The sequence below is a fragment of the Phenylobacterium sp. genome (assembly GCF_030654915.1).
GTDB lineage: Bacteria > Pseudomonadota > Alphaproteobacteria > Caulobacterales > Caulobacteraceae > Phenylobacterium.
The window spans coordinates 15,231-38,439 of sequence record NZ_JAURWM010000237.1 but is presented as its reverse complement, the minus strand read 5'-3'; the positions used below and the strand labels follow the sequence as shown (position 1 = coordinate 38,439).

The window sequence follows — 23,209 nt, the reverse complement described above, 5'->3', positions numbered from 1 at the left end:
TAGCTGCGCGGCGCCTAGAGGTTCAGGGCTTGGCTCAACGTATAGATGACAAGGCCTACAAGACCGCCGACGATGGTGCCGTTGACGCGGATGTACTGAAGGTCCTTGCCGACCTGCAACTCCAGCTTGTCCACGACGCCCTTGGTGTCCCAGCTCGCCACCACCTGGGCGATGAAGCCGCCGATCTCATGGCGGCGGGGGGCGATGACCTGGCGGGCCAGGATGCGCGCCCATTCGTTCAGCCGCGCCTGGGCGCTTTCTTCAGTGTGCAGCCATTCGCCCAGGGCCAGCAGCATCTGCTCCAGCCGCTCGGCGATCATCGGGCTCTCGGCGGTGCTGAGCCGGCCCTCGAGTTCGTTCCAGACGCTGCGGGCCTGTTCGTGCAGGCGCGGGTCCTGCAGCAGCCGCAGCTTCAGCGCCTCGCCCTGGGCGATCAGCTCGGGATCGTGGGCCAGGCGCTCGATGAAGGTCTCGATGGCCGCGCCCAGTTCCTGGCGCCAGGGGTGGTCGGGCGCGCGCATCTCCTCCAGCACCTGCGCCAGGCCCTTGGTGATCTTCTCGGCGATCATCTTGTCGACGAACTTCGGCATCCACTTCCAGGACCGGGTTTCGACATTGGCCGCGATCTCCTCCTCGTGCTCGGCGAGGTAGGCGGAGAGCTGGTCGATCCCCCAGTCGAACAGGGCCTGGGAGCGGCCCTCGTTCCAGACGGCGGCCAAGATCTTGGAGGCGGTGGGGGCGGCTGGAATAGCCTTGGCCGCGGTCATGCCGACCGAGGCGGCGGTGTCGCGCAGCATGTCCTTGGGCAGCACCCGCAGAGCGCCGGGCAACAGGCTCGCCAGCCGTCGGGCGAGGCGGCGCGCATGGCGCGGCTGGCGCAGCCATTCGCCGCCCCAGCGGGCGACCTCCAGCTGCTTGAGCCGGCTGTCGAGCACGTCGACGGTCAGGAAGTTGTTGGCGATGAAGTCGCCCAAGGCCTGGCCGATCCGGTCCTTGTTGCGCGGAATGATGCCGGTGTGCGGGATCGGCAGGCCCAGCGGCCGGCGGAAGATGGCGGTGACCGCGAACCAGTCGGCGCAGGCCCCGACCATGCCGGCTTCGGCGAAGGCGCGCACATAGCCCAGCCATGGCCATCGGTCGTCCGCCAGGCTGGCGGCGACGAAGACCATCGCCATCACGACCAGCAGGCCGGTGGCGATGGTCTGCATCCGCTTCAGTTCGCGCGCCTTCAGGTCGTCGCTTGATCGTGCGGCGGCGACCAGCGCGGCGGAGCCCACGCGCCGCTAGCTTTCGGCCGTGGGCGCGGCCTCGTCGCGCGCGGCCCGCGCCTCGGTCTCTTTCCGGCGCGCCATGGCCGCCGAGATGTTGTCGGCGGTCTTGCGGATGGTCTCGGTCACCTTGTTGTCGAACTCGGTCATGTTGCGATTGAACGCCGAGTCGGGGCCGAGGCTGTCGGTGATCTTGCGGCCGAGCACCGACCACTCGTCCTGCAGCTTGCGGGCGACGGCGTCGAAGTCGGTGACGCCGGGGCTCGCCGGTCGGTCGCCGAGCGCGGTGCGGGCCGCCGAGGCGATGAAGCCTGACCTGCTCATGCCGCGCGCTTCGGCGCCCTGATCGATCCGCTTCAGCAGTCGCTCGCCGATCGAGATGTTCACCCGCACCGGCGTGTCCTCGACGGTGATGTCGACCAGGAAGGCGATGACTCCGGGCTTGTGGGTGACGTCCTCGATCGGTGTCGGCTTGGGCCATTCGCGGCCATCGTCGGCGATGGCCTGCAGTTCTTTCAGAACCGCCTCGCGGGCGCCGACGACCAGTTCGGCCATGTCGGCGCCGCTGGCGGTGACCTGCGGCAGGTCGGGGAAGCTGGCCGTGTATCCGGCCTGTTGGTCGCCCTGGGCCAGGGCGACGAAGACGAGCGTGGTCATCAGCGGTTCTCCGTAAAATCTACCAGAGAACGTTGTGTAGTTTTGCGCAATTTCAAGAGGTCCAGTCACGCGCCCGGCGTTATTTCTTCGGGAACAGCAGGGTGGCGACGACCCGCACGCCCCACTCGGGGCCTTGCTCCGGACGCTCCAGATAGAAGCGGCCCTGGACCGCCAGCGAGACCGGCTGCTCCTTGACCTTGTAAATGTGGCTGACCCCGGCGTTCAGCGGGATCGTCCACTGGTCGCGCTCCCAGTCGTAGGTGGATTCCAGATTGATCGAGACGGTCGTGCTGTTGGGGTAGGCGTAGGCGTAGAACGGCTGCAAGAAGGTCGTGCTGACGTCGTCGCGGTTCGTCTGCCCGGCTACCGACCAGATGTGGTTGACCAGCACGCCCACCGTCGTCGGCCCCGATTGCTTCAGTACCAGGGCGGTCGGGCCCAGGCCCCACTTCTCGGTTCCCAGCTCATCGTTGCCCAGCGGGTAGAGGATCGCGGGGCCGACACCCCACACGACGCCGCCCTTGGTCTTCTTCGGCGTGAAGAAGAAGCTCTGGGTGACGTCGCCGAACCCGAACGAGTCTCCTTGGCCGGCGACCGTCTCGTCCTGCCAGATCACGGGCACGATGGTGCGGATGATGACGTTCCAGTCTTCGTTCAGGCTGACCGGAATGACCGGTTGGATGTTCAGCGTGAACTTGCCGGCGTCCTCCGGCCCAAAGCAGCAGTCATAGTTGGCTTGGAACGGCACGCTGATCAGATTGGCGACCGGATTGGACAGTTGCTTGGCCAGTTCGGCGCTGTCGTGGTCTTGGGCGAGGGCGGCTGTCGGCAGGGCGGCGAGCGCCGCTAGAGGGAAGAGGAGGGCCGCGCCAAGGCCGACAACCGCTGAGATACGCTTCGGCATGGGAGGCTCCGACCAGGGTTTTCCCGACCATGTCGGGCGCCGGTGGAGACGAGGATCAGGTGTTACCCGCTCCGAACCTGTCAGGAGGCCCGATCCGCGGGCGGCCTGCGCACGCAGCGGAAGCCGACGTGGCTGGTCGATGTGTCGATCGGCTGGGCGTGCCGGGCGGCCGGCCGATAGCGCCGGCAGTAGCTGGGCGCGCAGAGGTGGGAGCCGCCCTTTAGCACCTTGCGCGTGATGCGCGCCGGGTCGTTCGGATCGATGCTGGCGGTCTCGATCTCGGCGAGCGGCCGGCTAGCCGCGCAGCAGCTCTTGGGCGCTTCGGCGGCGTGCGACGACCACCAGTCCTGTGTCCACTCCCAGGTATTGCCGACCATGTCGACCAGGCCATAGCCGTTGGCCTGATAGGCGCCGACCGGCGAGGTGCGGATCCAGCCGTCCTCGACGGTGTTCTGGTACGGAAACTGGCCCTGCCAGGTATTGGCCATCTGCTGACCGCCGGGCGTGAACTCATCGCCCCACGCGAACTCGGTGTCCTCCAGCCCGCCGCGCGCGGCCAACTCCCATTCGGCCTCGGTCGGCAGCTCGGCGTCGGACCAGGCGGCGTAGGCGACGACATCGTTCCAGGCGACGTGGACGACGGGATGGTCGTCCAGCCCTTCGATCGAGCTGTCTGGTCCATAGGGGCGGCGCCACTGGGCTCCCGGCAGGAACCGCCACCAATTGGCGATATTGCGCAGGTCCACCGGCCCGTCGGTCGGGGTGAACACCAGAGAGGCGGGGGTCAGCAGGCTCGGATCGGCGCCGGGATAGTCCTCGGCGCGGGGTGCGATCTCGGCCTGGGTGATCCAGCCGGTGGCCTCGATGAAGGCCCTGAAGTCGCGGTTGGTCACCGGGGCCTGGTCGATCCAGAAACCGGCGACAGTCACGTCACGGGCCGGGGCCTCCTCCGGATAGTGCCGGTCGGAGCCCATGCGAAACGTCCGGCCCGGAATCCAGACCATGCCGGGGCGCGTTTGCGGTTCAGGGGGGGATGCGGCGGCGATGGACATGATTCAGAGGACCACGCTATCGGGCCGCCAGCGATCAGGCCATCCCCCTATCGGACCTCGGGTGCTCACCTGACGTCCTAAGCGCCTGGCGGGAAGACCTCGGCCCAATCCTTGGCGACGCTGACGACCGTGATCCCGTAGTCGCCAGCCTTGTCTAGCGCCTCGACGAGAGGGCTGAGGCGGAAGTTCCGATCATAGGCGACCTCGCGCTCGTCATCGTCATGGTGGACCAGTAGGGCCAGACGCCGGCCAGCGCCCGACAAGGTGTAGCGCATCATCGCTAGGTCGCCGTCCGAGTTGCCGAAGGCCAGGATGGGGCGCCGGCCGATGTGCAGGCCGATGTTCTGCACCTTCACCTCGCGGTCGTCGAAGCTCTGCAGCTCCGCCAATTTCATGAGCTGCAACTCGCCGTCGATCTCCTTCAGCTCGGTCTTGACCGAGCTTCCGACAACCTGCTCTGGCGGGATCCCGTAAGTTTGTTCGGCGAAGGACCGCATGAGGTCGGCGCCGCCGCCTGAGACGATGAAGGTCTTGAAGCCGTTCTCCCGCAGATGGGCCAGCAATTCGAGCTGCGGCTGGTAGACCAGTTCGGTGTACCGCCTTTTGAACTTGGGATGCAGGGTCGTCGCCAGCCAAGCCTTTGACAGCTTGTCGAAGGCCTCGACGGTGAGGCCGGAGTGCGCCGCGAAAGCGACTTCGAAGACGCCCTGCTTTCCCAATGTGTGGATTGTCGCCAGGTCGTGGTCGAGGAAGGCCTTGTAGGGCTGGCGGCGCCTGAGCGTCGGGTCGGCGTCGGCCAGTTGATGGAGGCGGGCCTGGGCGAAGGCGACCTGCACCTGCACCGGCTGCTCGCACCAGAGTGTGCCGTCGTTGTCGAACACCGCGATCCGCTCGGGCGGGGGGACAAAGTCCGCCCCGCCTTGTGCAGTCACCGCCTCGACGAAATCGAGGATGGCGTCACGGGCCGGGCCGGAGCGCCAGGAGGCAAGCGGTGGAGCCATGGCCTATTGTCCCGCCAGGCTGGCTTCCATCTTCGCCATGATTTGGCCGATGGTGAAGCTCGCGGCCTTCTGGCGCGGAGGATCGTCCGCGTAGCAACTCAGATTGCTGATCCCGATGCCGTCGCCCCAGATGACGAGGATGTTGGGCTTTCCCACGGGCATGGTCGTCTCCGTTCGATGTCCTGAGCGGCGACGACATCATGGACCATCGGTCGCAGGGATCAGGTGTGGACCCTAGGCAGGCCGCCAGCGCGCCCCAGAACGTCCGCCGCAGTCCCGTGGTCCTGATCGCGGCGGCGGCTGGCTAGGCGTCGATCTGGCGGCCTTCGGGGTTTCGCCCGATTTCGCCGCGAGGCCCTTCATGGCGCCGTGGGGCCATGGAGAGCTTCCTGAACATTGTCGTCGAGACCGTGGCCCTGGCCTGTGAACTGGCCACGGTGCTGGTCGTCGCGCTGGGCGCCGCAGAGGCGCTGATCCGCCTGGGGATGGGCTGGAACAAGTTGAGCGGGCAGGGGATCAAGCGCGTCGTCTGGGTGCGCTTCGCCTCGTGGATATTGCTGTCGCTGGAGTTCGCCTTGGCCGCCGACATCGTGCGGACCGCCATCGCCCCGACCTGGGACGATATCGGCCAATTGGCGGCGATCGCCGCGATACGGACCTTCCTCAGCTATTTCCTGGAGCGCGACCTCGAAGCCTTCATGCATGAGCGCAAGCCGGAGCATGAGCGCAAGCCAGAGGTGGAGGTCTGAGGATGGTGGACGCTAAGCATCAGGTCGATCCTCCGTGGCTGGAGGCGCTGATTGTCGTCAGCCTGTCGGTGGCCGCGCTGACCACGACCTGGTCCACCTATCAGGCGGCGCTCTGGGACGGCGAGCAGGCGGCGAGCTACACCCGCGCCAACGCCCTGCGGATCGAGGGGGCGAAGGCCTCGGCTCGGGCCGACATCCTGGAGGCCGTGGATCTCGCGATCTTCTCATCCTGGCTCAACGCGGTGGGCGCCGGCGAAACCCAGTTGCAGGACTTTTACTACGCGCGGTTTCGGCCTGACTTCCGGCAGGCGTTCGACGCCTGGACCGCGCTGCATCCGCTGACCAACCCCGACGCGCCGCAGGGACCCTTCGTCATGAAGGAATACAGCCTGCCGGAACGCGTACAGGCCGAGGCGCTCGAAGCCAAAGCCCAGGCTATCTTCGATCAGGGGCAGCGCGACAACGACATTGGCGACATCTATGTTCAGGCGACCGTGATCCTGGCCAGCGCGCTGTTCTTTGGGGGGATTTGCCAGACCTTCAAGCGCCCAAGGGTGCGAATGATCTTGGCCCTGCTGTCGTCGGTCGCCTGCGTGATCGGCGTCGTCCGCACCTTGACCCTGCCAGCCATCCCCCCAGCTTTCCTTTGGGGCTGGGGGGGCTAGAAACGCCTCGCCGCCCGATTGGGCGCCTGTTTCGGACCTCACCGAGGGCGCCGAGCGGCCAGCGAGACGACGAGTGCGAACCCGGTCGGTATCCCGCGAGTCGTCAGTAGGGCTGGTTGACGACGACGTAGGTCACCTGGGAACCAGAATACTGCGGCTGGTACCAGGCTCCATTGCAGTAGGAGTAGGTGACGCCGCCGTACACGCGGTTGGAGCAGGACGGCGGCAGGCTGTAGATCATCGAGCCGACGACGGCCGACGTCACCGCCGCCGCGGTGCCGAAGGCCACGCCCCGGGCGACGGGATGGTAGTCCCAGCCGTTGTTGTCCCACCCGTTATCGACATCGATATTCACGTCGTTGCCGACATTGACGTTGCCCGTGTTCACCCGGTTGTTGCCGCCGCGCGCGACGTTGCCGCCGCCGTAGGCCGTGTTGCCGCCACCGCGCGCGACGTTACCGCCTCCGTAGGCGGCGTTCCCTCCGCCCCGAGCGACGTCGCCGCCGCGATTGGCGTTGGCGGGGCGCGCGGCGGGTTGTTGCCTGGCGCCGGTCTGAGGTCTGGAGGCGGCGGCGCGCTGGGCGCCCCCGCCGCCGCCACGCTGAACGCTGCTGGCGGCGGCGCGGCCGCCGCCCCCACCGCCGCCGCCTGGACGGGCGAAGGCGTCCTTGGGAATGGCGGTGATCGTCATGGCCAGGGCCGCGCCCATCAGGGTGGCGGCTTGGAGATGCAGGGCTCGACGAGCGGATATCATGACGGCGCTCCTCACTTGGTGGCTGTTGTGGTCGCGGTGGCGAACTTGATCGAGGTCGCGTTCGGCGGCGGCGCGAACGTGAAGTCGGCGTCCTTGAGGCCTGGGGCGGTGTTCCAGCTCATGGTCGCGGCGAACTGCGGATCGGTCTCGTCGAACAGGCTGGTGATGACGATCTTGCGCGGAACCGGTTTATCGCCCCGCTCGATCCAGACCTGCCAATCCACGTCGCCGGTGCTGTAGGCGTATTGATCGGTCTCGATCCCGCCGATCCTGGCCGGGCCGACATAGAAGCCCCGGGTCAGCTGGTCGCGATTGTCGCCCGGCTCACCCCAACGGAAGAGGTCCTCCAGGGGCACCTCGATGTCATACTGGTCGTGCAGCACGTCCAGGGTCTCGCGGATCGTCGGCGGGGCCGGGGCCTGGGCGTAGAACCCGACCTTCGGCGCGAAGAGCGTGATCTGCTTGCCGTCGTAATAGAGCTTGCGGACCTTGCGGTCGGAGACGGTGTCGATGGTGAACTGGTTGGGCTTGCGCACCTGGTAGGTGATGGTGCTGCCGATCTGTAGTTTGCGCCCCTCGTCGGTGACGTCGTCGGCCACCACGTCGGCCTTCATCTCGAAGGCGTTCAGGGTGCGCAGATAGGCGCTCATGGTCTCAAGCGCCTTGAGCGCGGCCGGATCGACTGCTGGCGCCGAGGGCTGGGCCGGTGGCGTCTGGGCGGCCGCGTGGATAGGGGCTGTCAGCAGACCGGCTCCGAGAATGGACGCCGCAAGTAGTTTGAATTGCCTCATGGGCTTGGCTCCCAGTGGGTGTCTTTGCCCGCCAGGAACGACACCTGGCGGGTGGCGTGCTGAGTTAGTTTGGCGGCGGAGCCGCTTGGCCGGGTGCGAACTTGGCGAGCACTGAACTCACCGCGAGATCAATCTGATCCTGGGTGACGTTCGATCCGATGTTCTGGGTCGCGACGCCGTGCCAGACCGGCTTCTTCGTGCCGGTGTCGTAGATGTCGATGGTGAGGGTGCCTTCGGTGACGTTGCGCACGTCGACATTGTTGTAGGGCGCGGCCCAGCCGCCACGGAAGCCTCGGCCATAGCCGGGATAGAAGGGGCCGTAGGGGCCAAAGTCAGTCACCTCGACCTTGTCGCGCGCGCCAAGGGTGAAGCTGATCGCGAAGTCGCCAGGGTCGGCCTGGCTATAGCCTCGGGTCGCCAGGTTGGCGTCTATGGACTGCCGTACACGCTGGTAGGCTAGCGGGTTCATTCCGCGCGGGGTGTCGTGATAGGCCCAGGAATAGGTTCGGTAGCCGGCGATATTGGCCGAGGGATCGACGTCGACCCTAACATCCGGGCCGCTCGCGCAGCCCGCCAGCAGTAGAAGCGTCAACATAGCCGGGGCGGTGACTTGGCGGAACATGGAGGGCTTCCTTCGCGTGCCTGAACCGCACCGATGGTTTGCCCGCGCCGCCTCCGCGTCAGTCGGGCGAAACCCTCAAGCCTGTCTCAGGATAGCCTGTGCGCCGCGCTCTGAATTCGAGTTCGGCCTCCGGTTCCTGGCTGGTGGCTTCGGTCGGTCGAAACGTTGGGAAACCAGGCGCGGACGTCGAGCCCTCGCAACGGCGAGACCCTCACAGGGTTTCACCCACCGCCCTCAGCGCATGCTCCGCATGGAACCCTATCAGGGCTGAATGAGCTTTTGCTTGATGGCGAATCTGACGAACTCGGCGGTGGTGTGCACTCCGGCCTTGCGCATCGCCGCGGCGCGATGGCTCTCCACGGTCTTCACGCTCAAGGACAGTAGACGCGCGATGTGTTTGTTGGAATTGCCCTCTGAGATCAGCTGAGCGACCTCCAACTCGCGATTGGTGAAGCTCTCCAGTCGAGATTTCCGGCGATCATGAACCGCCGCGTCCAGGAGCAGTTCCGACACGACCGAGGAGAAGTAGGGCCGGTTGGCCCCGAGCGCCGAAATCGCCGCCTCCAAAAGCTGTTCGTTCTCCATTTTCAGGAGATAGCCGCGGGCTCCAGCCGACAGGCCGGCGCTCACCGTCTCGTCGTCATCATGCATGGTGAACAGCAGGACCTTGGTCTGAGGTGCGTCCTGACGGAGCCGCCGGGTCACCGCGATCCCGTTCATCACCGGTAGGGAAACATCCAGCACCATCACGTCCGGCTTCTCCTGGATGGCCATGTTCAGCGCCGCTTGGCCATCGGCCGCTTCACCGCAAACCTCCCAGCCAGGATGGGCCTCGACGATCTGTCGAACACCGCGCCGCACGATCTCATGATCGTCTGCGATGAGAATTCTCAGCATCGGTTGCTCCTATCGGGATCAGCGATCCCTTAGGTAGTACACCTGATGGTGGCATTATCGTATAGGTAAGAACCCTGATCTAGCTGTATGTGTATAGTTGGCGTTGGGACGGGGCGGAAGCCGTGGGACTATTCAGTTCCGCGTACGGCGCCGCTTGATGAGGCGGCGCCCTTCGAGGAGGGCGATGGTGTCGATGACGGGGTTGGCGCACAAGACAAGTAGAGCAAGATCGATCAACTATGGCCCCATCCTTTCGGCGATGCCGAGGCCGGCCGCCGTGCTGGACGTAAACGACGGGGATCCAAGCTTCATGGGGTTCAGCAGCGCCTTCCTGGCCGAGCTGGGTCTGAAAGCTTCTGCGATACGGGGGCGTCGATTGCGAGACGTCTTTCCACCTGAGAGCTACTTGCTGATTTCCGACGCGGTCAGGCGGTGCCAACAGCAGGCCAAGGCCGCCAGCGCCTCGATCACCTACCGAACCGCCACGAGCGCTCTGCGGCGCGACGTCGTGGCCAGTCCTATTCACAATGGGGCCGCGGGCCAGATCCTGCTGACGATAGAGCCGGCTCGCCGCGACATGTTCTCCAAGGAGCGGCGCACCCTGCTTGATCGGCTGGGGCCGCTCAACATGGGAATGGTCTATGTCTATGACCTGGCCGCGCACAGAACCAGCTACGTCCAAAAGGAGCTGCTGGATTTGCTTGGCATTCCGCCGGCTGGGATCGACTTTGACGCCATCCGTGAGCGGATGCACCCCGAGGACGTACCGAACTTCATCAATCACCTGGCCCAACTGGCGTCCATGAACGACGACGCGGTCTCGGACGTGACGCTGCGGATGCTGGCGCCGGACGGCCGGTGGTTGCCGATACGCTCGCGCGCCCGGGTGTTCGCCCGCGACGCCAGCGGGGCGGTGCGCAAGACCATCGGTACGGCCACGGACGTCAGCGAGCACTATGCGTTGTCCCAGGCCCTGGAGGCGGCAGCCCACGCGCTCGCTATTGCCGAGACCTCCGAACGGCGCAGAGTTGGACGTGAACTGCACGACTCCACTGTTCAGCACTTGGTCGCCATGGACCTGTCGCTGACGGCTCTGGAGCGCCGGATCAGCCTTCACCTGGAGGGTGGCTCGGCGCTTCACGACACCCGTACCGCCCTGTCGGCCGCCCAGCGCGAGATCAGAACCTTCTCGTTCATGCTGCATCCGCCGGAACTGGAAGAGCGCGGCCTACCTGATACCCTGCGGGCCTTCGCCGATGGGTTCGCGCGGCGGACCGGACTGCGCATCTCGGTGGATGTCGTGGGCGCCAGTCAGTCCCTGTCGCTCGATCTTGAACTCGCCCTGTTCCGGGTCATGCAGGAGGCGCTGATGAACGTTCACCGCCATGCGAGGGCGAGGTCGGTCGGGGTGTTGCTCCGCTATGAAGACCAGCAGGTGTCTCTACAGGTCGAGGACGACGGCGTCGGCCTGTCTGACCCGGCGGTGCGGTCCGTCGGGGTAGGGGTCAGCGGCATGCAGGCCCGGATGACGCAGTTGGATGGTCGGATCACCCTTGAACCCGGACTGGTCGGGCTGCGGGTGGTGGCCTCGGCTCCAGCCCGCACCGTTGCTGCGCCTCAGCGGCCTGTCCGGAGCGGACTCTCCGATGCCGATATCCTGATGTCAGCGCCGATACAGGGTATCGCCTAGGGGTCAGACGCGCACCGGCCTCGGGCGGAAAAGTGCGACCTGCCGGTCGGCGCCGACGCTTTCGCGGTTTATCGGCCTCGCCGAAGTGCGGCTGAGGGGCTAGGTGCGTTCTCATCATCATCGTCGCTCGCTGGGCGAGAACGTGGCCCAGATCGACCGCGGCCTGCGAGACTTCGGCGGCTGTCGCTGGCGTGGCGCCCGGCCAGCATCCGTCGACCGAGCTTGGAGCCCGCCCCTTTGAATCTGCTGTCCATGAGGCCGTCGTGCGTGAGGTGAAGCGGGCTGGCTCGCGCAAGACGCTGAACGCGCCCAACCTCGTCGCCCTGGGCGCCGAACGCCTGGCGGCGGTGTTGATGGACGTCGCCGACGGCGATCCTAGCCTCAAGCGGCGGCTACGCATGGAATTGGCCAGCGAGGTGGGGGCCGATCATCTGGCGAACGAGATCGCCAAGCGGCTGACCGCCATCGAGGATCGGCGCTCGCGCGTGCACTGGCGCAGCTACAAGGCCTTCGCGCGTGACCTTGAGCTCCAGCGCTCGATGATCGTGGGGCCATTGGCGGAGAAGGACGCGGCCCTGGCTCTGCAATTCCTATGGCGCTTCCTGGGGATGGCCGAGGGGCTGGCTAACCTGGTGGACGACGGACGCGGCCAGGTCGAAGAGGCGTTTCGCGCCGGCGTGGCGGCGGCTGGCGACATCGTGGCGCGTGCGCGCCCCGAGCCGCTGGCTCTGGCCGAGCAGGTCGCCGATCTGTTGGAGGCTGATAGCGAACAGGTGCTGGGCGACCTGGTGACGACCCTGGTTCCGGCGCTCGACGCGGCAGGCTTGGCGGCGCTTCGGGCTCGTTTGCAGCAATTGTTGGACACCGCGCCGCGTGGGCGGCCCGGGGTGCGGGCGGCTGTGCAGGCCCTGGCCGACGCGCAGGGCGACGTGGAGGGCTACATCGCCACTGTTCCTGAGGCCGAGGCGCGGCTGCCCATGGCTGGCGCGGAGATCGCGCGGCGACTGTTGGCGGCGGGCCGGACCGAGGACGCCCTGGCCGCGCTCGCTCACTCAGCGCCTCCAACCGGGGGCAGAGTGCTTCCAACTGGGGGCGAGGCCTGGGAGGAGGTCTACATCGCCGCCCTGGAGGCCGATGGTCAAAACGAACTGGCGCAGGAGCTTCGCTGGGGGGCGTTTGAGACGCGCCTGGCGGTTGGTCGACTGCGAGACTTCCTGCGCAGGCTAAAGGACTTCGACGACGTCGAGGCCGAGGAACGGGCGTTGGATTTCGCCAAGCTCTATCCCAAGTTCAGCGACGCACTGGGGTTCCTGGCGTCGTGGCCGGCGGTCGGGGCCGCGGCGGAGTTGGTCCTAAGTCGCGCCTCCGAGATTGAACCCAGCCGAATCGAAGTGCTGGAACCCGCGGCCGCCATGCTGGAGGCGCGCCATCCGATGGCTGCGACTCTGTTGTTGCGGGTGATGGTGGCCGACACCTTCCGGCGGCGACGCTCGGAACGGTTCGATCAGGCCAAACGGCAATTGGCCGATCTAACCTCGTTGGCGCCGCAGATCGGCGAATGGGGAAATGTCGAGAGCCACGAAGCGTTCATCGCGCGAATGGAGCGGCTGCTCTAAATTTCTCGTCGCGATGTTGGGGGAGTTGGCGTTCCCCCAACCCCTAGAAGGGTTGGGGGAACACTGGTGCCACCGCAGGGACTCGAACCCTGGACCTCAGCCTTACCAAGGATGCGCTCTACCACTGAGCTACGGCGGCGACGAGGCGCGGGCTATAGCCAAAGCGCGGGCCGGAGTGAAGCGTAAAATCGCGGAAACCGCACTTGACGTGCAAGTCGTCTCGCCGCACCCCCATTCTGCATGGAAAAACCGGGGAAAACGGCTGCTGAAGAGAGGGAGACGGCGCTTGTCGCCGCGCTCAGGGCGAATCTGCGACGCCGTAAAGCGAGCGCCAAGCCGCCCGCGAAGCCCGACGATTCGGACAAGTGCTCGTGAAGCGGGGCCGCTTTCGCCGTCGTCCCACGCAGGCTAGATAGCCAGCGAAGGGTCTGGGAGAGCGCCCCCTAAGCGCATGCCCCCTTCTGAGGGACTAGATTGGATCGTATCGCCATCATCGGCGGCGCGCGGCTTGAGGGCGAAATCGTCATCAGCGGCGCCAAGAATTCGGCTATCAAGCTCATGGCCGCCAGCCTGCTTACCGACCAACCCTTGCGCCTAACCAACATGCCGCGCCTGGCCGATACCCGTTTCCTCGGCCAATTGCTGCGCCGGCTCGGGACCGACATCATCGAACAGGATGGCGACGACGGCGCCGAGACCATCCTTCATACCCGCGAGATCGTCAGCGCCTTCGCGCCTTACGACCTAGTCCGCCAGATGCGGGCGTCATTCAATGTCCTGGGGCCGCTGATCGCGCGGACCGGCCACGCCAAGGTTTCACTGCCCGGCGGCTGTACAATCGGCGCGCGCCCCGTGGACCTGCATCTCGAAGCGCTGCGCGCGCTCGGCGCGTCAATCGACCTGCATGAGGGCTATGTCTACGCCCAGGCGCCGCGTGGCCTGATCGGCGCCGAGATCGAGTTTCCGTTCGTCTCGGTCGGGGCGACCGAGCATGTCATGCTGGCCGCGGTGCTCGCCAAGGGCGAGACGGTGCTGAAGAACGCCGCGCGCGAGCCTGAACTGGGCGACTTGGCCGAATGCTTGAACAAGATGGGCGCCCAGGTGTCGGGGGCAGGCACGTCGACCATCCGCATCCAGGGCGTCGACCACCTGCACGGTGCGACACATTCGGTGATCCCGGACCGGATCGAGACCGGGACCTTCGCGCTCGCCGCCGCCATGGCCGGTGGTGAGGTGCGCCTGACCAAGACTCGTAGCGACTTCGTCGAGACCCTGTTGGACAAGATGGTCGAGGCGGGAGTCGAGGTGATCCGCCACAACGACGGGATGACCATCAAGCGCAACGGCGCGCGGCTGAAGGCGGTGGAGATCGAGACCGATCCCTATCCGGGCTTCGCCACCGATTTGCAGGCGCAGTTCATGGCCCTGATGACGCTGGCCGACGGTGAGAGCGTGATCAAGGAAACGATATTCGAGAACCGCTTCATGCACGCGCCTGAACTGGCGCGGCTGGGCGCGGACATCTTGGTGTCGGGTGGCGAGGCCCGCGTGCGCGGCGTCGAGACGCTGGAAGGCGCTCAGGTCATGGCCACCGACTTGCGGGCTTCGGTCAGCCTGGTGATCGCGGCCTTGGCCGCGCGGGGCGAGACGGTGGTCAGCCGCGTCTATCACCTTGATCGCGGCTTTGAGCGCCTTGAGGAAAAGCTGGGCGCTTGCGGGGCCAATGTCCGCCGCATCGCCGGAACCGGCGAGCCAGAGGATTGAAATGACAGAGACTGCTGGTCTGCGCCTACTGGCGGAAGACGCCGAGGACCTGGCCGTGATCGCCGCCGCCCTGCAGGACGCGGTCGGCAAGATCGGCGACATCCTATACGAGCCGGCGACCCGCCAACTGACCCTGGCGCTCAACCGCTATCGCTGGGAAGGCCAGGGCGGCGAGCGCGTGCGTTCGGCCATCCAGCTTGGCTCGGTGCTGAAGGTCCAGGCCCGCAAGCTGCGGCGCGGGGCCAAGGACGCGGTGGTCGAGCTGCTGAACATCGCGTTCGAGCCGGGCGAGGCGCCGGGCGGGGCGGTGGTCTTCACCTTCGCCGGCGGCGGCGACCTGCGGGCGGAGGTCGAGTGCTTGGACGCGGTGCTGGCCGACGTCAGCCCGCCCTGGCCGACGCCGCGGACGCCCAAACACGAGCTCTGAGCCCTAGCGCGGCAAGGCCCTGGCCGCTAAACAGCGCCCATGCGCAGCTTCCGTTTCTCCGATCCCGGCTTCGAGGCCGCCTTCGCCGCGTTCATCGACGAGCGCCGCGAGACGCCCGAGGAAGTCGACACCGCCGTCCGTGACGTCCTGGCCGCCGTTCGCGCCGAGGGGCTGGCCGCCGTGCTTCGGTTCGGACGCCAGTTCGACCGCGTCGAGGTTGACGAAAGCAACATCCGGGTCACGGCTGACGAGATCGAGGCCGGTGCGGCTGAGTGCTCGCCCGAGGTTCGCGAGGCCATCGCCTTCGCGGCAAAGCGCATCCGCGCCTATCACGAGCGCCAACGGCCCGCTGACATGGCCTTCACCGATGAGGCCGGCGTCGAGCTAGGCTGGCGCTGGACGGCGATCGAAGCGGTCGGGATCTATGTGCCGGGCGGCCGCGCCGCCTATCCGTCGACGGTGCTGATGAACGCGGTGCCCGCCGCCGCCGCTGGCGTCGAGCGCATCGCCATGGTCACGCCGCCTGGGCGCCTGCAGCCGGCCGTCCTGGCCGCCGCCAAGGAGGCTGGCGTCACCGAGATCTGGCGCGTCGGGGGCGCGCAGGCCGTGGCCGCGCTCGCCTATGGCGCCGGCCCCATCGCGCCGGTCGACAAGATCGTCGGCCCCGGCAACGCCTATGTCACCGCCGCCAAGCGCCGGGTCTATGGCACGGTTGGCATCGACGCCCTGGCTGGCCCCTCGGAGATCGTGGTGGTGGCCGACGGCGCCAACCGTGCAGATTGGATCGCCGCCGACCTGTTGTCGCAGGCCGAGCATGACCCCGCCGCCCAATCGATTCTGATCACTGACGACGAGGCGTTCGGCGAAGCGGTCGCCGCCCAGGTCGCCGAGCAACTGAAGTCGCTGAGCACGGGTGAGGACGCCGCCGCCTCGTGGCGCGATCACGGGGCGATCATCATCGCGCCGCTCGAAGAAGCGCCGCGTCTGGTCAACTACATCGCGCCGGAACACGTCGAGTTCGCGCTCGATAATCCAGAGCGCCTGGCCGATCAGGTCCGCCACGCCGGGGCGATCTTCCTCGGCCGGCTGACGCCTGAGGCCATCGGCGACTATGTGGCCGGCTCCAACCACGTCTTGCCGACAAGCCGCGCGGCGCGCTTCTCCTCGGGCCTTTCGCTGTTCGACTTCATCAAGCGCACCTCGATCGTGAAGTGCGATGAGAAATCGTTCGCGATCCTGGGGCCGCGCACTGTCGCGCTCGCCGACGCCGAAGGGCTTCCCGCCCACGCGCGCTCGGCCGCGATCCGCCTGACCAAGCAGGGGTAACTTCTCCTCTCCCCGCCGGGGAGAGGCTGGGTGAGGGGCTTTTGCCTTGCCGATACGCGGGCTGATGGTCGGTAGAGCGCCGCTGCGCGCCTCCTCCTCACCTGACCTCTCCCGGGGGAGAGGAATGAGTCTGGCGCAGTCGTCAACGAAGCTGAACAGTTCCTGTCAGTTCCGTCTTGGAGGCCGTTCAGGAAGCCCGCTCTAGGGTGTTCGTCATCGGGGCCGGAAGGCTCCAGACAGAACCTTACCAAGGACGGAGACCTGGCTATGCGCACTCTGAAGACTTCGAAATTGATGCGCGGCGCGGCCGTGGCGACCCTGACCGGCGCTCTGGCGATCGGCGCCGTGAGCACGGCGAACGCCCAGCAGTACCGCGCGCCGACCGGCGGCGGCCCCGGCTCCATCGTCAGCTGCGACGCGCCCGGCGGCAAGCAGATGGGCGGCGCCCTGATCGGCGCGCTGGTCGGCGCGGCGGCGGGTTCGAACCTGGCCAAGAACGATCGCGGCACGGGCACCGCCATCGGCGCCGTCGCCGGCGCGGCGACCGGCTCCTGGGTCGGCTGCAAGATGCAGCGCGATGCGGCCGGTCAGAACGCCTACTACGGCCAGCAGCAACAGGCCTACCGTCCTACGACCTACGTCCAGAACGGCTATCGCCTGAACGGCAACCTGTCCCCGGCCGCCTATGTTCGTGACGGCGGGTCCTTCGTTTCGGGCTCGACGCTGAACCTGCGGGCGGCGCCCACCACCTCGGCGGCGCGGGTGGGTAGCCTGCGGCCGGGCCAGACTTTCCAAGCCCTGGCCAGGGTGCGTGGCACTGAGTGGATCCTGGTGGGCCAGAACGGCGTCGGCGTCGGCTATGTCCACGGCGCCTACGTCCAGCCGGCCGGCTATCAGAATGCGAACTACCGCTACTAGGCGGGCCTAGTTGGCCTCGAAAGCGTCCGGCGAGACACGCCGGGCGCTTTTTATTGTGCACGGGTGCGAAGATCGCACGTGGCAGGATGACGTTAGGGGGTGCTTTGCAATAAAGCTCCAGGCAAGCCCTCACCCATTGAGCCATGGCCGACGAAGACCGCACCCATCACCGCCTGCAGTCCGTGGAGATCGACGAGGATTCCCTCGCCGCGGTCTCACGCGACCAGGAGCAGGAGCGGCAGATCGCCATCTTCGATCTTCTGGAGGAGAACTACTTCTTCCCCGAGGGCGCGGCGACTGGTCCCTATGACCTGCGCATGGGGCTGCTGGAGAACCGGCTTGTGCTGGATGTCCGCGGCCCGGACTACGAGAAGCGCCATATCCTGTCGCTGTCGCCGTTCCGCATGCTCATCAAGGACTATTTCCTGATCTGCGAGAGCTACTATCAGGCGATCCGCAACTCCACGCCTCAGCAGATCGAGGCGCTGGATATGGGCCGGCGTGGCTTGCACAATGAAGCCTCCGAGCTGCTGCGGACCCGGCTGCATGGCAAGATCGAGACTAATCTCGACACCTCGCGGCGGCTGTTCACGCTGATCTGCGCCCTGCATTGGCGAGGCTAGGCTCTATGCCGGCTGACGCATCGCGGTCGCCCTTGCCCGGCGCGGTCCTCTTCGCCTGCAATTTCAACCGGGTGCGCTCGCCCATGGCCGAAGCGTTGCTGAAGCGCGCGCTGGGCGACAGGGTCTATGTCGATAGCTGCGGCCTGAAGCGCGAGGCCGGCGAGGCGGGCGAGGGCGCCGATCCCTTCGTGCGTTCGGTGATGGCCGAGATATCCTGCGACCTGGAAAGCCACGCACCGAAGACCTTCGATGATCTGGAGGACGCCTCCTTCGATCTGGTCATTTCGCTGACGCCCGAGGCCCAGCATCGTGCCGTCGAACTGACCCGCGGACGCTCGGCCGACATCGAGTATTGGCCCACCTTCGATCCAACCCTGGCTGACGGTTCGCGCGAGGCGCGACTGGCCGCCTATCGCGAGGTGCGCGACAGTCTGGCGCAGCGGATCGCCGAACGGTTCCCCCGCTAGCTATTGGCCATTCGAGCGCGTACAGCGCTTAAAGCTACATCTGTAGCTCCGGCTCACGTCGCGACTCACTTCGTTGGCCGTTCCCTTTGACCGCCACCTGTTGGAGCTTGCATGGCGAAAGAAGAGTTGTTGGAATTTCCCGGCACGGTCAGTGAAGTCCTGCCCAACGCCATGTTTCGGGTGAAACTCGAGAACGATCACGAGATAACCTGTCACACGGCCGGCAAGATGCGTAAGAACCGCATCCGCGTTTCGGCAGGCGACAAGGTCGTGGTCGAGATGACCCCCTACGACCTCACCAAGGGCCGTATCACCTTCCGAGTCCGTTAGAGGCCTTTTGCCAAATATGACATCGCAGCGCCTGGTGCTGGCTTCCGCAAGTCCCAGGCGGATGGATCTCCTGCGTCAGGTCGACCTGACGCCTGATGCGGTCGTGGCCGCCGAGATCGACGAAACGCCTCTGAAGACCGAGACCCCCCGCCAGACAGCGCTGCGCCTGGCGCTCGCCAAGGCCGCCAAGGTCGCCGAAACCAACAGTGACGCCTATGTGCTGGCGGCCGACACCATCGTCGCGGTCGGGACCCGTATCCTGCCCAAGGTCGAGACGCAGGCGCAGGGTCGCAAATGTCTGGAACTGCTCTCGGGCCGCGCTCACAAGGTGCTGACCGCCGTCGCCGTGGTCGCGCCTGACGGCCGCACGGTGAAGCGGCTCGTTGAAACCCGGCTGCACTTCAAGCGCCTGACGCCCGCCGAGATCGACGCCTATCTCCAGGACGGGGAGGGGATCGGCAAGGCCGGCGGCTACGCTATTCAGGGCAAGGCCGGCGCCTTCGTCATGTCGATCCAGGGCTCCTATCCGGCCGTGGTCGGCCTGCCGCTCTATGAAACCATGAACCTTCTGACCGGCCTGGGGTTTGTCCGCACATGAGCGAGCGCAGCCTCTTTCTGGATCGCGGCATCGGTGAAACGCGCGGCGTCGTCCTGCTGGACGGCCGCCCCGAGCGCCTGTTGATCGAGCGCGACGGCGATGACCAGGCGACCCGCCTGGGCGCGCGCCACATTGCGCGGGTGCGCAAGGTGGAGCCGGCCTTCGCCTCGGCCTTTGTTGATCTCGGCGGCGTCGAGGCGCTGTTCTCGTTCAAGCCTGACGCCCGGCCCGTCGAGGGCCAGTCGCTGGAGGTCGAGATTCGTACCGAGCCGCGGCTCGGCAAACTCGCCACCGTGCGGGTGATCGGCCCGGCCCAGGGGGCGCCACGTCCGCTGGCCGCGCCGCCGTCGATGGCCGAGCAATTGATGAACTTCGCGCGCGGCGTCGACATCATCGAAGGTCGCGAGGCGCGCCAGGTCGCCGATGAGGCCGAGGCCGAGGCGCTGGACATCATCCATCCGCTGCCCGGCGGTGGGAATATCGCCATTGAACCGACGCGCGCCCTGGTCGCCATCGACGTCGACATTGGCGAGCGCAAGGGTAATGACGTCAAGCGCGTCACCCGGGCGGCGAACCTAGCCGCCTTGGCCGCCGCCGGCCGTCTGTTGCGCTTGAAGAGCCTAGGCGGGATCGTGGTCATCGACCTGGTCGGGCGCGGCCACGACGGCAATGCGCTGCTGACCGCCGCCCGTAGCGCCTTCTCGCCGGACAATCCCGGCGTCGCCATTGGCCCGGTCGGCCGGTTCGGCACCATGGAGATGACTATTCCGCGCCGCGCTCCGCCCGTGGCCGAGACTCTGTGTGATGCGACCGGCGCCTTGTCGAACCTGACCCTGGCCCTGCGCCTGATCCGGGCGATCGACAACGAGGGGGCGGCCCAGCCGGGCGCGCGTCTGACCGCCGTCTGCGCCCCGGCTGTCGCCGAGGCCGCCAAGCCCCTGGCCATGAAGCTGGCCGCCAGGATCGGCGCTCGCTTCACGATTCGTCCCGAGCCTGCCTCCGCCCGCGAGCGTTTCGATGTGAGTGCGTCATGAGCGCCCCTTGCCCGATCTGCAAAAAGCCCTCGATCCCCGAGTACCGCCCGTTCTGCTCCAAACGGTGCGCGGACGTGGACTTGCAGCGTTGGCTGACCAACCGCTACGCCATCCCGGTGGTCGATGACGACAGCCGTCCGGACGACGAAGATTCAGAAGACTGAAGAGCCGCTGGACAGCGGCGAACACCTCTTCTATAGACGCGGCTCCCGCGCAGGCGGGGCCTGCCGCTTTCCTCCAGAACGCGGCGAATTGAAAGATCCTGAACCGCCTGATCGTTGATCGGAACGGCTCTTGGCCTGGGTAGCTCAGTTGGTAGAGCAGTGGATTGAAAATCCACGTGTCGGTGGTTCGAACCCGCCCCCAGGCACCACTTTCTCCTCGATAAACTCAGAGATTTGACCGGTGTTTGCCGCGCTGGGCGGTCTCCGCCCCGCTGGCTATATGTCTGGGCCGTCGTTGGTTTTGCGCTCCCGCCGCGTGTGTTACCGACGCGCATGTCTCGCATCGTGTACCTGTCGTATCCAACTGGCGCCGTCTCGGGCGGGCAGAAGGTCGTGCTTCGGCACGTCTAGGCGCTGGCGAGGCTCGGCTTCGAATGCGTATGGTGGCGCTCGCCAGCCTCCGTGCCGCCCCCTTGGCTCGACTTCGTCGTTCCGATGGAGGTCGGCGCCGATTTCCGACCCGACGATATTCTCGTTCTTCCCTCGGACGCACCCAATGCGCTTTTGACGGCGGCCAAGGGCCGCCATCGCGTCGTCGTGTTTGAGCAGAACCAGTTCACGTTCGCCGGCCTGGCCTACGACGCCATCGACCAATTTCCCCCAGACCGCGCTCCGACCTTCATCGCGGTCGGTCAGACGAACGCAAGAAGCATCCGACGGGCCTATCCTGCGGCGAAGGTCGAGATCATTCCTTGTTTCGCCGACGAACGCCTGTTTCGGCCGGAGGCGGATCGCGTGGGCGCGGTGGCCTATTCGCCTCGCAAGCGCCAATCCGAGGCCAAGATTATCCAGGCATTCTTCAAAAAGGTTCACGCTCGGCATGCAGCCCTTCCGTGGTCCGAGATCACGAACCTCGCCGAACGGGAGGTGGCGCGCGCACTTGGGTCGTCGTCTCTGTTCTTGAGCCTGAGCCGCTTTGAATCGGTGGGAATGACGCCGCTTGAGGCCATGGCCAGCGGGGCCGTCTGCGCGGGGTTCACCGGCATTGGTGGTCGAGAGTTCGCGACCGACTCGAATGGGTTTTGGGCCCCAGAAGACGATTGTGAGGCTGCGGCTGACGCGCTCGCCGAGGCCGCTGATCTCGTGGCGACCGGCGGGGCGCCCTTGCGGCAGATGCGAGAGGCGGCTTTCGAGACCGCCCAGCAATGGTCCTACGCCCGCTTCGTGACCGCTCTTGAGGACGTCTGGACCCGGCTCGCTCCCGAGGCGCGAACCCACTCTCCACAGTGATCTCCCGCGCGCGTGTCGCGCGCCGGGTCAGGTTTCGCCGTGCAGGAAGCTTTTCAGCACCTGCCATTCGGCCCGCTTGCGGTCGATGGGAACCGCGGCGTGGGCTGGGCTGCTGGAGGGCAGGGTGACGAGGGCGTAGCAGGGGGCGGGGCCTAGTTGCTTGCGGCCGATGCTCGAGGCCTTGCCGCCATTAAAGGCGATGGCCCGCAGCGAGGGCAGGGTGGCGGCGAACTCCGCCAGCGCGTTGGCCTCATGATTGCGGATCTTGGTGTCCAGGCTGCCGATCCGTTCGGCCGAGGCGATGACGTCCCACATCCCGACGCCGGCCGCGAGCAGGGTGTTCAGCCTGTCCGCATAGGCGACGTCCACCAGGGGGAGCCCGATCACGGTCTCCATCAATCGCCAGAACTGGTTGCGGGGGTGGGCGTAATATTGGGCGCGGGCGAGAGATATCTCTCCGGGGAGGCTGCCGAGGATTAGCAGCCGCGTCCGCCCATCGGCGATGGCGGGGAATGAAGACTTGCTGGTTGGTTCAGCGGGAGCGCCCATCATGCTGTCTATCTTACCTGTGCGCCGCACGGTCGGTGAAGACGAAGGGCTGGCGTTCGGGATCTAGAGGACTCTCGCGGGGTTGCCGACAGCGGTCACGCCGGCTGGCACATCGCGCGTGACGACAGCTCCGGCGCCGATCAACGCGTCGTCTCCAATGGTCACGCCCGGCAGGATGATTGCGCCGCCCCCGATCCACACATTGGAGCCGATCCGAATCGGACGGCCGTACTCCATGCCGGAGCGGCGTTGTTCTGGATCGCGAGGGTGGTCAGCTGTCAGGATTTGGACGCCGGGACCGATCTGAGTCCCGTCACCAATGGTAACGGCGACCACATCCAGCACCACGCAGCCGAAGTTCATGAACACGCCGTCGCCCAACGTGATGTTGTAGCCGTAGTCCAGATGGAACGGTGGGCGGATGACGACGTCGCGGCCGACCTGGGCCAATCCATCGACCAACTGGGCGTGGCGCTTCTGCGCGCTGGTGCCGGCTGGAGCGTTGTAGGCGGCCATCCAGGCCTGGGCTGAAGCCTGATCGCGCTGAAGCTCGGGATCGGCGGCGTTGTAAAGCTGCCCGGAGAGCATCTTCTGCTTCTCTGTCTTCATGTGAACCTTCTCCGCCTGGTCTTGGGGCGTCCTGAGCGGCGCAAATCGCCTCATGGCGGCGGCGCGCGCTATTTGGTTTCGGCGATCGGGCGTCGATGAACGCTGAGCGGCGGCGGCGGTAGAGAATCCCATGTCGCCGATGTTGGCGCCCGGTGCGTGAAATCCAGGCGGCCGGACCCCTTGTGGCTGTCAAAGGGATGGTTATTTCAAGATCAGCGTTCCGCCAGATTTGCTGCGATGCAGCGTAAAAATTCCTCCGAAAGTAGAAAATCGACCGGGATTACTTGGGTCGTGCGTTGTGCGTCGCAACATTACATGGCCCCGGGGCAGGTTCGTGGCGTCGCAGGCGGAAGTATGCCCTCTTGACGCCCGGAATAGGGGTTGCCAAAGGACCCCTGCCGCACGTCTAACATAGCGGTAAGATTTCGAGCTTCCCCCGGGAAG

The 23,209-nt window shown here is 66.4% G+C and carries 27 protein-coding genes and 2 tRNA genes; 16 read left to right on the top strand and 13 right to left on the bottom strand.

Translation table 11 applies throughout. From position 1 onward, the window contains the following. Positions 1 to 14: 14 nt before the first annotated feature. The 6 genes from Q7T84_RS12310 to Q7T84_RS12285 form a co-directional block, all read right to left on the bottom strand. Positions 15 to 1,277: a DUF445 domain-containing protein gene (locus tag Q7T84_RS12310; RefSeq protein WP_304809256.1), complete on the bottom strand. Its 1,263-nt coding sequence runs from the start codon at positions 1,275 to 1,277 to the stop codon at positions 15 to 17. A gap of 6 nt (positions 1,278 to 1,283) precedes the next feature. Then, positions 1,284 to 1,925: a type II toxin-antitoxin system HicB family antitoxin gene (locus Q7T84_RS12305; RefSeq protein ID WP_304809254.1), complete on the bottom strand. Its 642-nt coding sequence runs from the start codon at positions 1,923 to 1,925 to the stop codon at positions 1,284 to 1,286. A 79-nt stretch (positions 1,926 to 2,004) separates the two neighbouring features. Further along, positions 2,005 to 2,829 (bottom strand): hypothetical protein, encoded by an 825-nt coding sequence (locus tag Q7T84_RS12300; protein ID WP_304809252.1) that lies wholly within the window; start codon positions 2,827 to 2,829, stop codon positions 2,005 to 2,007. A gap of 80 nt (positions 2,830 to 2,909) precedes the next feature. Continuing rightward, entirely contained in the window at positions 2,910 to 3,833 is a 924-nt protein-coding gene (locus tag Q7T84_RS12295) for a formylglycine-generating enzyme family protein (protein ID WP_304809250.1), read from the bottom strand. A 125-nt stretch (positions 3,834 to 3,958) separates the two neighbouring features. After that, positions 3,959 to 4,882, bottom strand: coding sequence for an HAD family phosphatase (locus Q7T84_RS12290; protein ID WP_304809248.1), 924 nt, complete (start codon positions 4,880 to 4,882; stop codon positions 3,959 to 3,961). A gap of 3 nt (positions 4,883 to 4,885) precedes the next feature. Then, a complete protein-coding gene (locus tag Q7T84_RS12285; RefSeq protein WP_304809246.1) occupies positions 4,886 to 5,044 on the bottom strand; it encodes a hypothetical protein in 159 nt (52 codons plus the stop codon). Between the two features lie 215 nt (positions 5,045 to 5,259). Between Q7T84_RS12285 and Q7T84_RS12280 the strand changes: the two genes are divergently transcribed. Both Q7T84_RS12280 and Q7T84_RS12275 read left to right on the top strand, forming a co-directional pair. Continuing rightward, entirely contained in the window at positions 5,260 to 5,631 is a 372-nt protein-coding gene (locus Q7T84_RS12280; protein ID WP_304809244.1) for a DUF1622 domain-containing protein, read from the top strand. Between the two features lie 2 nt (positions 5,632 to 5,633). Beyond that, positions 5,634 to 6,296, top strand: a complete 663-nt coding sequence (locus Q7T84_RS12275) for a hypothetical protein (RefSeq protein WP_304809242.1) — start codon at positions 5,634 to 5,636, stop codon at positions 6,294 to 6,296. Between the two features lie 103 nt (positions 6,297 to 6,399). Here Q7T84_RS12275 and Q7T84_RS12270 read toward each other — a convergent pair whose 3' ends face one another. From Q7T84_RS12270 to Q7T84_RS12255, 4 genes are all read right to left on the bottom strand, one after another. Further along, positions 6,400 to 7,050, bottom strand: a complete 651-nt coding sequence (locus Q7T84_RS12270) for a hypothetical protein (protein WP_304809238.1) — start codon at positions 7,048 to 7,050, stop codon at positions 6,400 to 6,402. Between the two features lie 11 nt (positions 7,051 to 7,061). Then, entirely contained in the window at positions 7,062 to 7,841 is a 780-nt protein-coding gene (locus Q7T84_RS12265) for a DUF2092 domain-containing protein (RefSeq protein ID WP_304809235.1), read from the bottom strand. A gap of 64 nt (positions 7,842 to 7,905) precedes the next feature. Next, a complete protein-coding gene (locus Q7T84_RS12260) occupies positions 7,906 to 8,463 on the bottom strand; it encodes a DUF4136 domain-containing protein (protein ID WP_304809232.1) in 558 nt (185 codons plus the stop codon). Between the two features lie 261 nt (positions 8,464 to 8,724). Continuing rightward, entirely contained in the window at positions 8,725 to 9,360 is a 636-nt protein-coding gene (locus Q7T84_RS12255; protein ID WP_304809229.1) for a response regulator transcription factor, read from the bottom strand. A gap of 406 nt (positions 9,361 to 9,766) precedes the next feature. Between Q7T84_RS12255 and Q7T84_RS12250 the strand changes: the two genes are divergently transcribed. Together Q7T84_RS12250 and Q7T84_RS12245 are read left to right on the top strand one after the other, a co-directional pair. Beyond that, the gene (locus Q7T84_RS12250) at positions 9,767 to 11,050 is read left to right on the top strand and encodes a PAS domain-containing protein (RefSeq protein ID WP_304809225.1); all 1,284 of its coding nucleotides are present in this window, start codon (positions 9,767 to 9,769) and stop codon (positions 11,048 to 11,050) included. Between the two features lie 263 nt (positions 11,051 to 11,313). Further along, positions 11,314 to 12,666, top strand: a complete 1,353-nt coding sequence (locus Q7T84_RS12245) for a DUF6880 family protein (protein ID WP_304809222.1) — start codon at positions 11,314 to 11,316, stop codon at positions 12,664 to 12,666. 64 nt (positions 12,667 to 12,730) lie between these two features. Here the strand turns inward: Q7T84_RS12245 and Q7T84_RS12240 are convergent. Then, positions 12,731 to 12,805 (bottom strand) — tRNA-Thr (locus tag Q7T84_RS12240). Between the two features lie 335 nt (positions 12,806 to 13,140). On the opposite strand from Q7T84_RS12240, the gene murA reads away from it, so the two are divergent. The 12 genes from murA (at position 13,141) to Q7T84_RS12180 (ending at position 21,607) form a co-directional block, all read left to right on the top strand. Continuing rightward, the gene (gene murA / locus Q7T84_RS12235; RefSeq protein ID WP_304809219.1) at positions 13,141 to 14,430 is read left to right on the top strand and encodes a UDP-N-acetylglucosamine 1-carboxyvinyltransferase; all 1,290 of its coding nucleotides are present in this window, start codon (positions 13,141 to 13,143) and stop codon (positions 14,428 to 14,430) included. Position 14,431: 1 nt separating this feature from the next. Continuing rightward, the gene (locus Q7T84_RS12230; protein ID WP_304809216.1) at positions 14,432 to 14,857 is read left to right on the top strand and encodes a DUF2948 family protein; all 426 of its coding nucleotides are present in this window, start codon (positions 14,432 to 14,434) and stop codon (positions 14,855 to 14,857) included. 39 nt (positions 14,858 to 14,896) lie between these two features. After that, on the top strand, positions 14,897 to 16,183 hold the full coding sequence (hisD, locus tag Q7T84_RS12225; RefSeq protein ID WP_304809213.1) for a histidinol dehydrogenase: 1,287 nt from the start codon (positions 14,897 to 14,899) through the stop codon (positions 16,181 to 16,183). A gap of 267 nt (positions 16,184 to 16,450) precedes the next feature. Continuing rightward, on the top strand, positions 16,451 to 17,101 hold the full coding sequence (locus Q7T84_RS12220) for an SH3 domain-containing protein (protein WP_304809210.1): 651 nt from the start codon (positions 16,451 to 16,453) through the stop codon (positions 17,099 to 17,101). A 143-nt stretch (positions 17,102 to 17,244) separates the two neighbouring features. Next, positions 17,245 to 17,724 (top strand): UPF0262 family protein, encoded by a 480-nt coding sequence (locus Q7T84_RS12215; protein WP_304809207.1) that lies wholly within the window; start codon positions 17,245 to 17,247, stop codon positions 17,722 to 17,724. Between the two features lie 5 nt (positions 17,725 to 17,729). Beyond that, on the top strand, positions 17,730 to 18,191 hold the full coding sequence (locus Q7T84_RS12210; RefSeq protein ID WP_304809198.1) for a low molecular weight phosphatase family protein: 462 nt from the start codon (positions 17,730 to 17,732) through the stop codon (positions 18,189 to 18,191). 111 nt (positions 18,192 to 18,302) lie between these two features. After that, the gene (gene infA / locus Q7T84_RS12205; protein WP_304809195.1) at positions 18,303 to 18,521 is read left to right on the top strand and encodes a translation initiation factor IF-1; all 219 of its coding nucleotides are present in this window, start codon (positions 18,303 to 18,305) and stop codon (positions 18,519 to 18,521) included. Positions 18,522 to 18,537: 16 nt separating this feature from the next. Further along, positions 18,538 to 19,119 carry a Maf family nucleotide pyrophosphatase gene (locus tag Q7T84_RS12200; protein WP_304809192.1) on the top strand — a complete coding sequence of 194 codons (582 nt, stop codon included), beginning with the start codon at positions 18,538 to 18,540 and terminating at the stop codon, positions 19,117 to 19,119. After that, on the top strand, positions 19,116 to 20,153 hold the full coding sequence (locus Q7T84_RS12195) for a ribonuclease E/G (RefSeq protein WP_304809189.1): 1,038 nt from the start codon (positions 19,116 to 19,118) through the stop codon (positions 20,151 to 20,153). Before Q7T84_RS12200 ends, Q7T84_RS12195 begins: the two co-directional genes overlap by 4 nt. Then, positions 20,150 to 20,317, top strand: a complete 168-nt coding sequence (locus Q7T84_RS12190) for a DNA gyrase inhibitor YacG (protein ID WP_304809187.1) — start codon at positions 20,150 to 20,152, stop codon at positions 20,315 to 20,317. Before Q7T84_RS12195 ends, Q7T84_RS12190 begins: the two co-directional genes overlap by 4 nt. A gap of 133 nt (positions 20,318 to 20,450) precedes the next feature. After that, a tRNA-Phe gene (locus tag Q7T84_RS12185) sits at positions 20,451 to 20,526 on the top strand. 286 nt (positions 20,527 to 20,812) lie between these two features. Further along, on the top strand, positions 20,813 to 21,607 hold the full coding sequence (locus Q7T84_RS12180) for a glycosyltransferase (protein ID WP_304809184.1): 795 nt from the start codon (positions 20,813 to 20,815) through the stop codon (positions 21,605 to 21,607). A gap of 27 nt (positions 21,608 to 21,634) precedes the next feature. On the opposite strand, the gene Q7T84_RS12175 is transcribed toward Q7T84_RS12180, so the two are convergent. Beyond that, positions 21,635 to 22,159 carry a DNA-deoxyinosine glycosylase gene (locus Q7T84_RS12175; protein WP_304809182.1) on the bottom strand — a complete coding sequence of 175 codons (525 nt, stop codon included), beginning with the start codon at positions 22,157 to 22,159 and terminating at the stop codon, positions 21,635 to 21,637. Between the two features lie 60 nt (positions 22,160 to 22,219). Next, positions 22,220 to 22,765 (bottom strand): sugar O-acetyltransferase, encoded by a 546-nt coding sequence (locus Q7T84_RS12170; protein ID WP_304809180.1) that lies wholly within the window; start codon positions 22,763 to 22,765, stop codon positions 22,220 to 22,222. Positions 22,766 to 23,209 lie beyond the last annotated feature (444 nt).

Bases quoted from the DNA above. Each gene is read 5' to 3' on its own strand.
- Q7T84_RS12215 (WP_304809207.1), top strand. From the start codon at position 17,245: ATGGCCGACGAAGACCGCACCCATCACCGCCTGCAGTCCGTGGAGATC.
- Q7T84_RS12170 (WP_304809180.1), bottom strand. From the start codon at position 22,765: ATGAAGACAGAGAAGCAGAAGATGCTCTCCGGGCAGCTTTACAACGCC.
- Q7T84_RS12195 (WP_304809189.1), top strand. From the start codon at position 19,116: ATGAGCGAGCGCAGCCTCTTTCTGGATCGCGGCATCGGTGAAACGCGC.
- Q7T84_RS12285 (WP_304809246.1), bottom strand. From the start codon at position 5,044: ATGCCCGTGGGAAAGCCCAACATCCTCGTCATCTGGGGCGACGGCATC.
- Q7T84_RS12200 (WP_304809192.1), top strand. From the start codon at position 18,538: ATGACATCGCAGCGCCTGGTGCTGGCTTCCGCAAGTCCCAGGCGGATG.
- Q7T84_RS12210 (WP_304809198.1), top strand. From the start codon at position 17,730: ATGCCGGCTGACGCATCGCGGTCGCCCTTGCCCGGCGCGGTCCTCTTC.
- Q7T84_RS12265 (WP_304809235.1), bottom strand. From the start codon at position 7,841: ATGAGGCAATTCAAACTACTTGCGGCGTCCATTCTCGGAGCCGGTCTG.
- Q7T84_RS12305 (WP_304809254.1), bottom strand. From the start codon at position 1,925: ATGACCACGCTCGTCTTCGTCGCCCTGGCCCAGGGCGACCAACAGGCC.
- hisD (WP_304809213.1), top strand. From the start codon at position 14,897: ATGCGCAGCTTCCGTTTCTCCGATCCCGGCTTCGAGGCCGCCTTCGCC.
- Q7T84_RS12230 (WP_304809216.1), top strand. From the start codon at position 14,432: ATGACAGAGACTGCTGGTCTGCGCCTACTGGCGGAAGACGCCGAGGAC.
- Q7T84_RS12280 (WP_304809244.1), top strand. From the start codon at position 5,260: ATGGAGAGCTTCCTGAACATTGTCGTCGAGACCGTGGCCCTGGCCTGT.
- Q7T84_RS12300 (WP_304809252.1), bottom strand. From the start codon at position 2,829: ATGCCGAAGCGTATCTCAGCGGTTGTCGGCCTTGGCGCGGCCCTCCTC.
- Q7T84_RS12255 (WP_304809229.1), bottom strand. From the start codon at position 9,360: ATGCTGAGAATTCTCATCGCAGACGATCATGAGATCGTGCGGCGCGGT.
- Q7T84_RS12290 (WP_304809248.1), bottom strand. From the start codon at position 4,882: ATGGCTCCACCGCTTGCCTCCTGGCGCTCCGGCCCGGCCCGTGACGCC.
- infA (WP_304809195.1), top strand. From the start codon at position 18,303: ATGGCGAAAGAAGAGTTGTTGGAATTTCCCGGCACGGTCAGTGAAGTC.
- Q7T84_RS12190 (WP_304809187.1), top strand. From the start codon at position 20,150: ATGAGCGCCCCTTGCCCGATCTGCAAAAAGCCCTCGATCCCCGAGTAC.
- Q7T84_RS12275 (WP_304809242.1), top strand. From the start codon at position 5,634: ATGGTGGACGCTAAGCATCAGGTCGATCCTCCGTGGCTGGAGGCGCTG.
- Q7T84_RS12175 (WP_304809182.1), bottom strand. From the start codon at position 22,159: ATGATGGGCGCTCCCGCTGAACCAACCAGCAAGTCTTCATTCCCCGCC.
- Q7T84_RS12180 (WP_304809184.1), top strand. From the start codon at position 20,813: ATGGAGGTCGGCGCCGATTTCCGACCCGACGATATTCTCGTTCTTCCC.
- Q7T84_RS12220 (WP_304809210.1), top strand. From the start codon at position 16,451: ATGCGCACTCTGAAGACTTCGAAATTGATGCGCGGCGCGGCCGTGGCG.
- Q7T84_RS12270 (WP_304809238.1), bottom strand. From the start codon at position 7,050: ATGATATCCGCTCGTCGAGCCCTGCATCTCCAAGCCGCCACCCTGATG.
- Q7T84_RS12295 (WP_304809250.1), bottom strand. From the start codon at position 3,833: ATGGTCTGGATTCCGGGCCGGACGTTTCGCATGGGCTCCGACCGGCAC.
- Q7T84_RS12260 (WP_304809232.1), bottom strand. From the start codon at position 8,463: ATGTTCCGCCAAGTCACCGCCCCGGCTATGTTGACGCTTCTACTGCTG.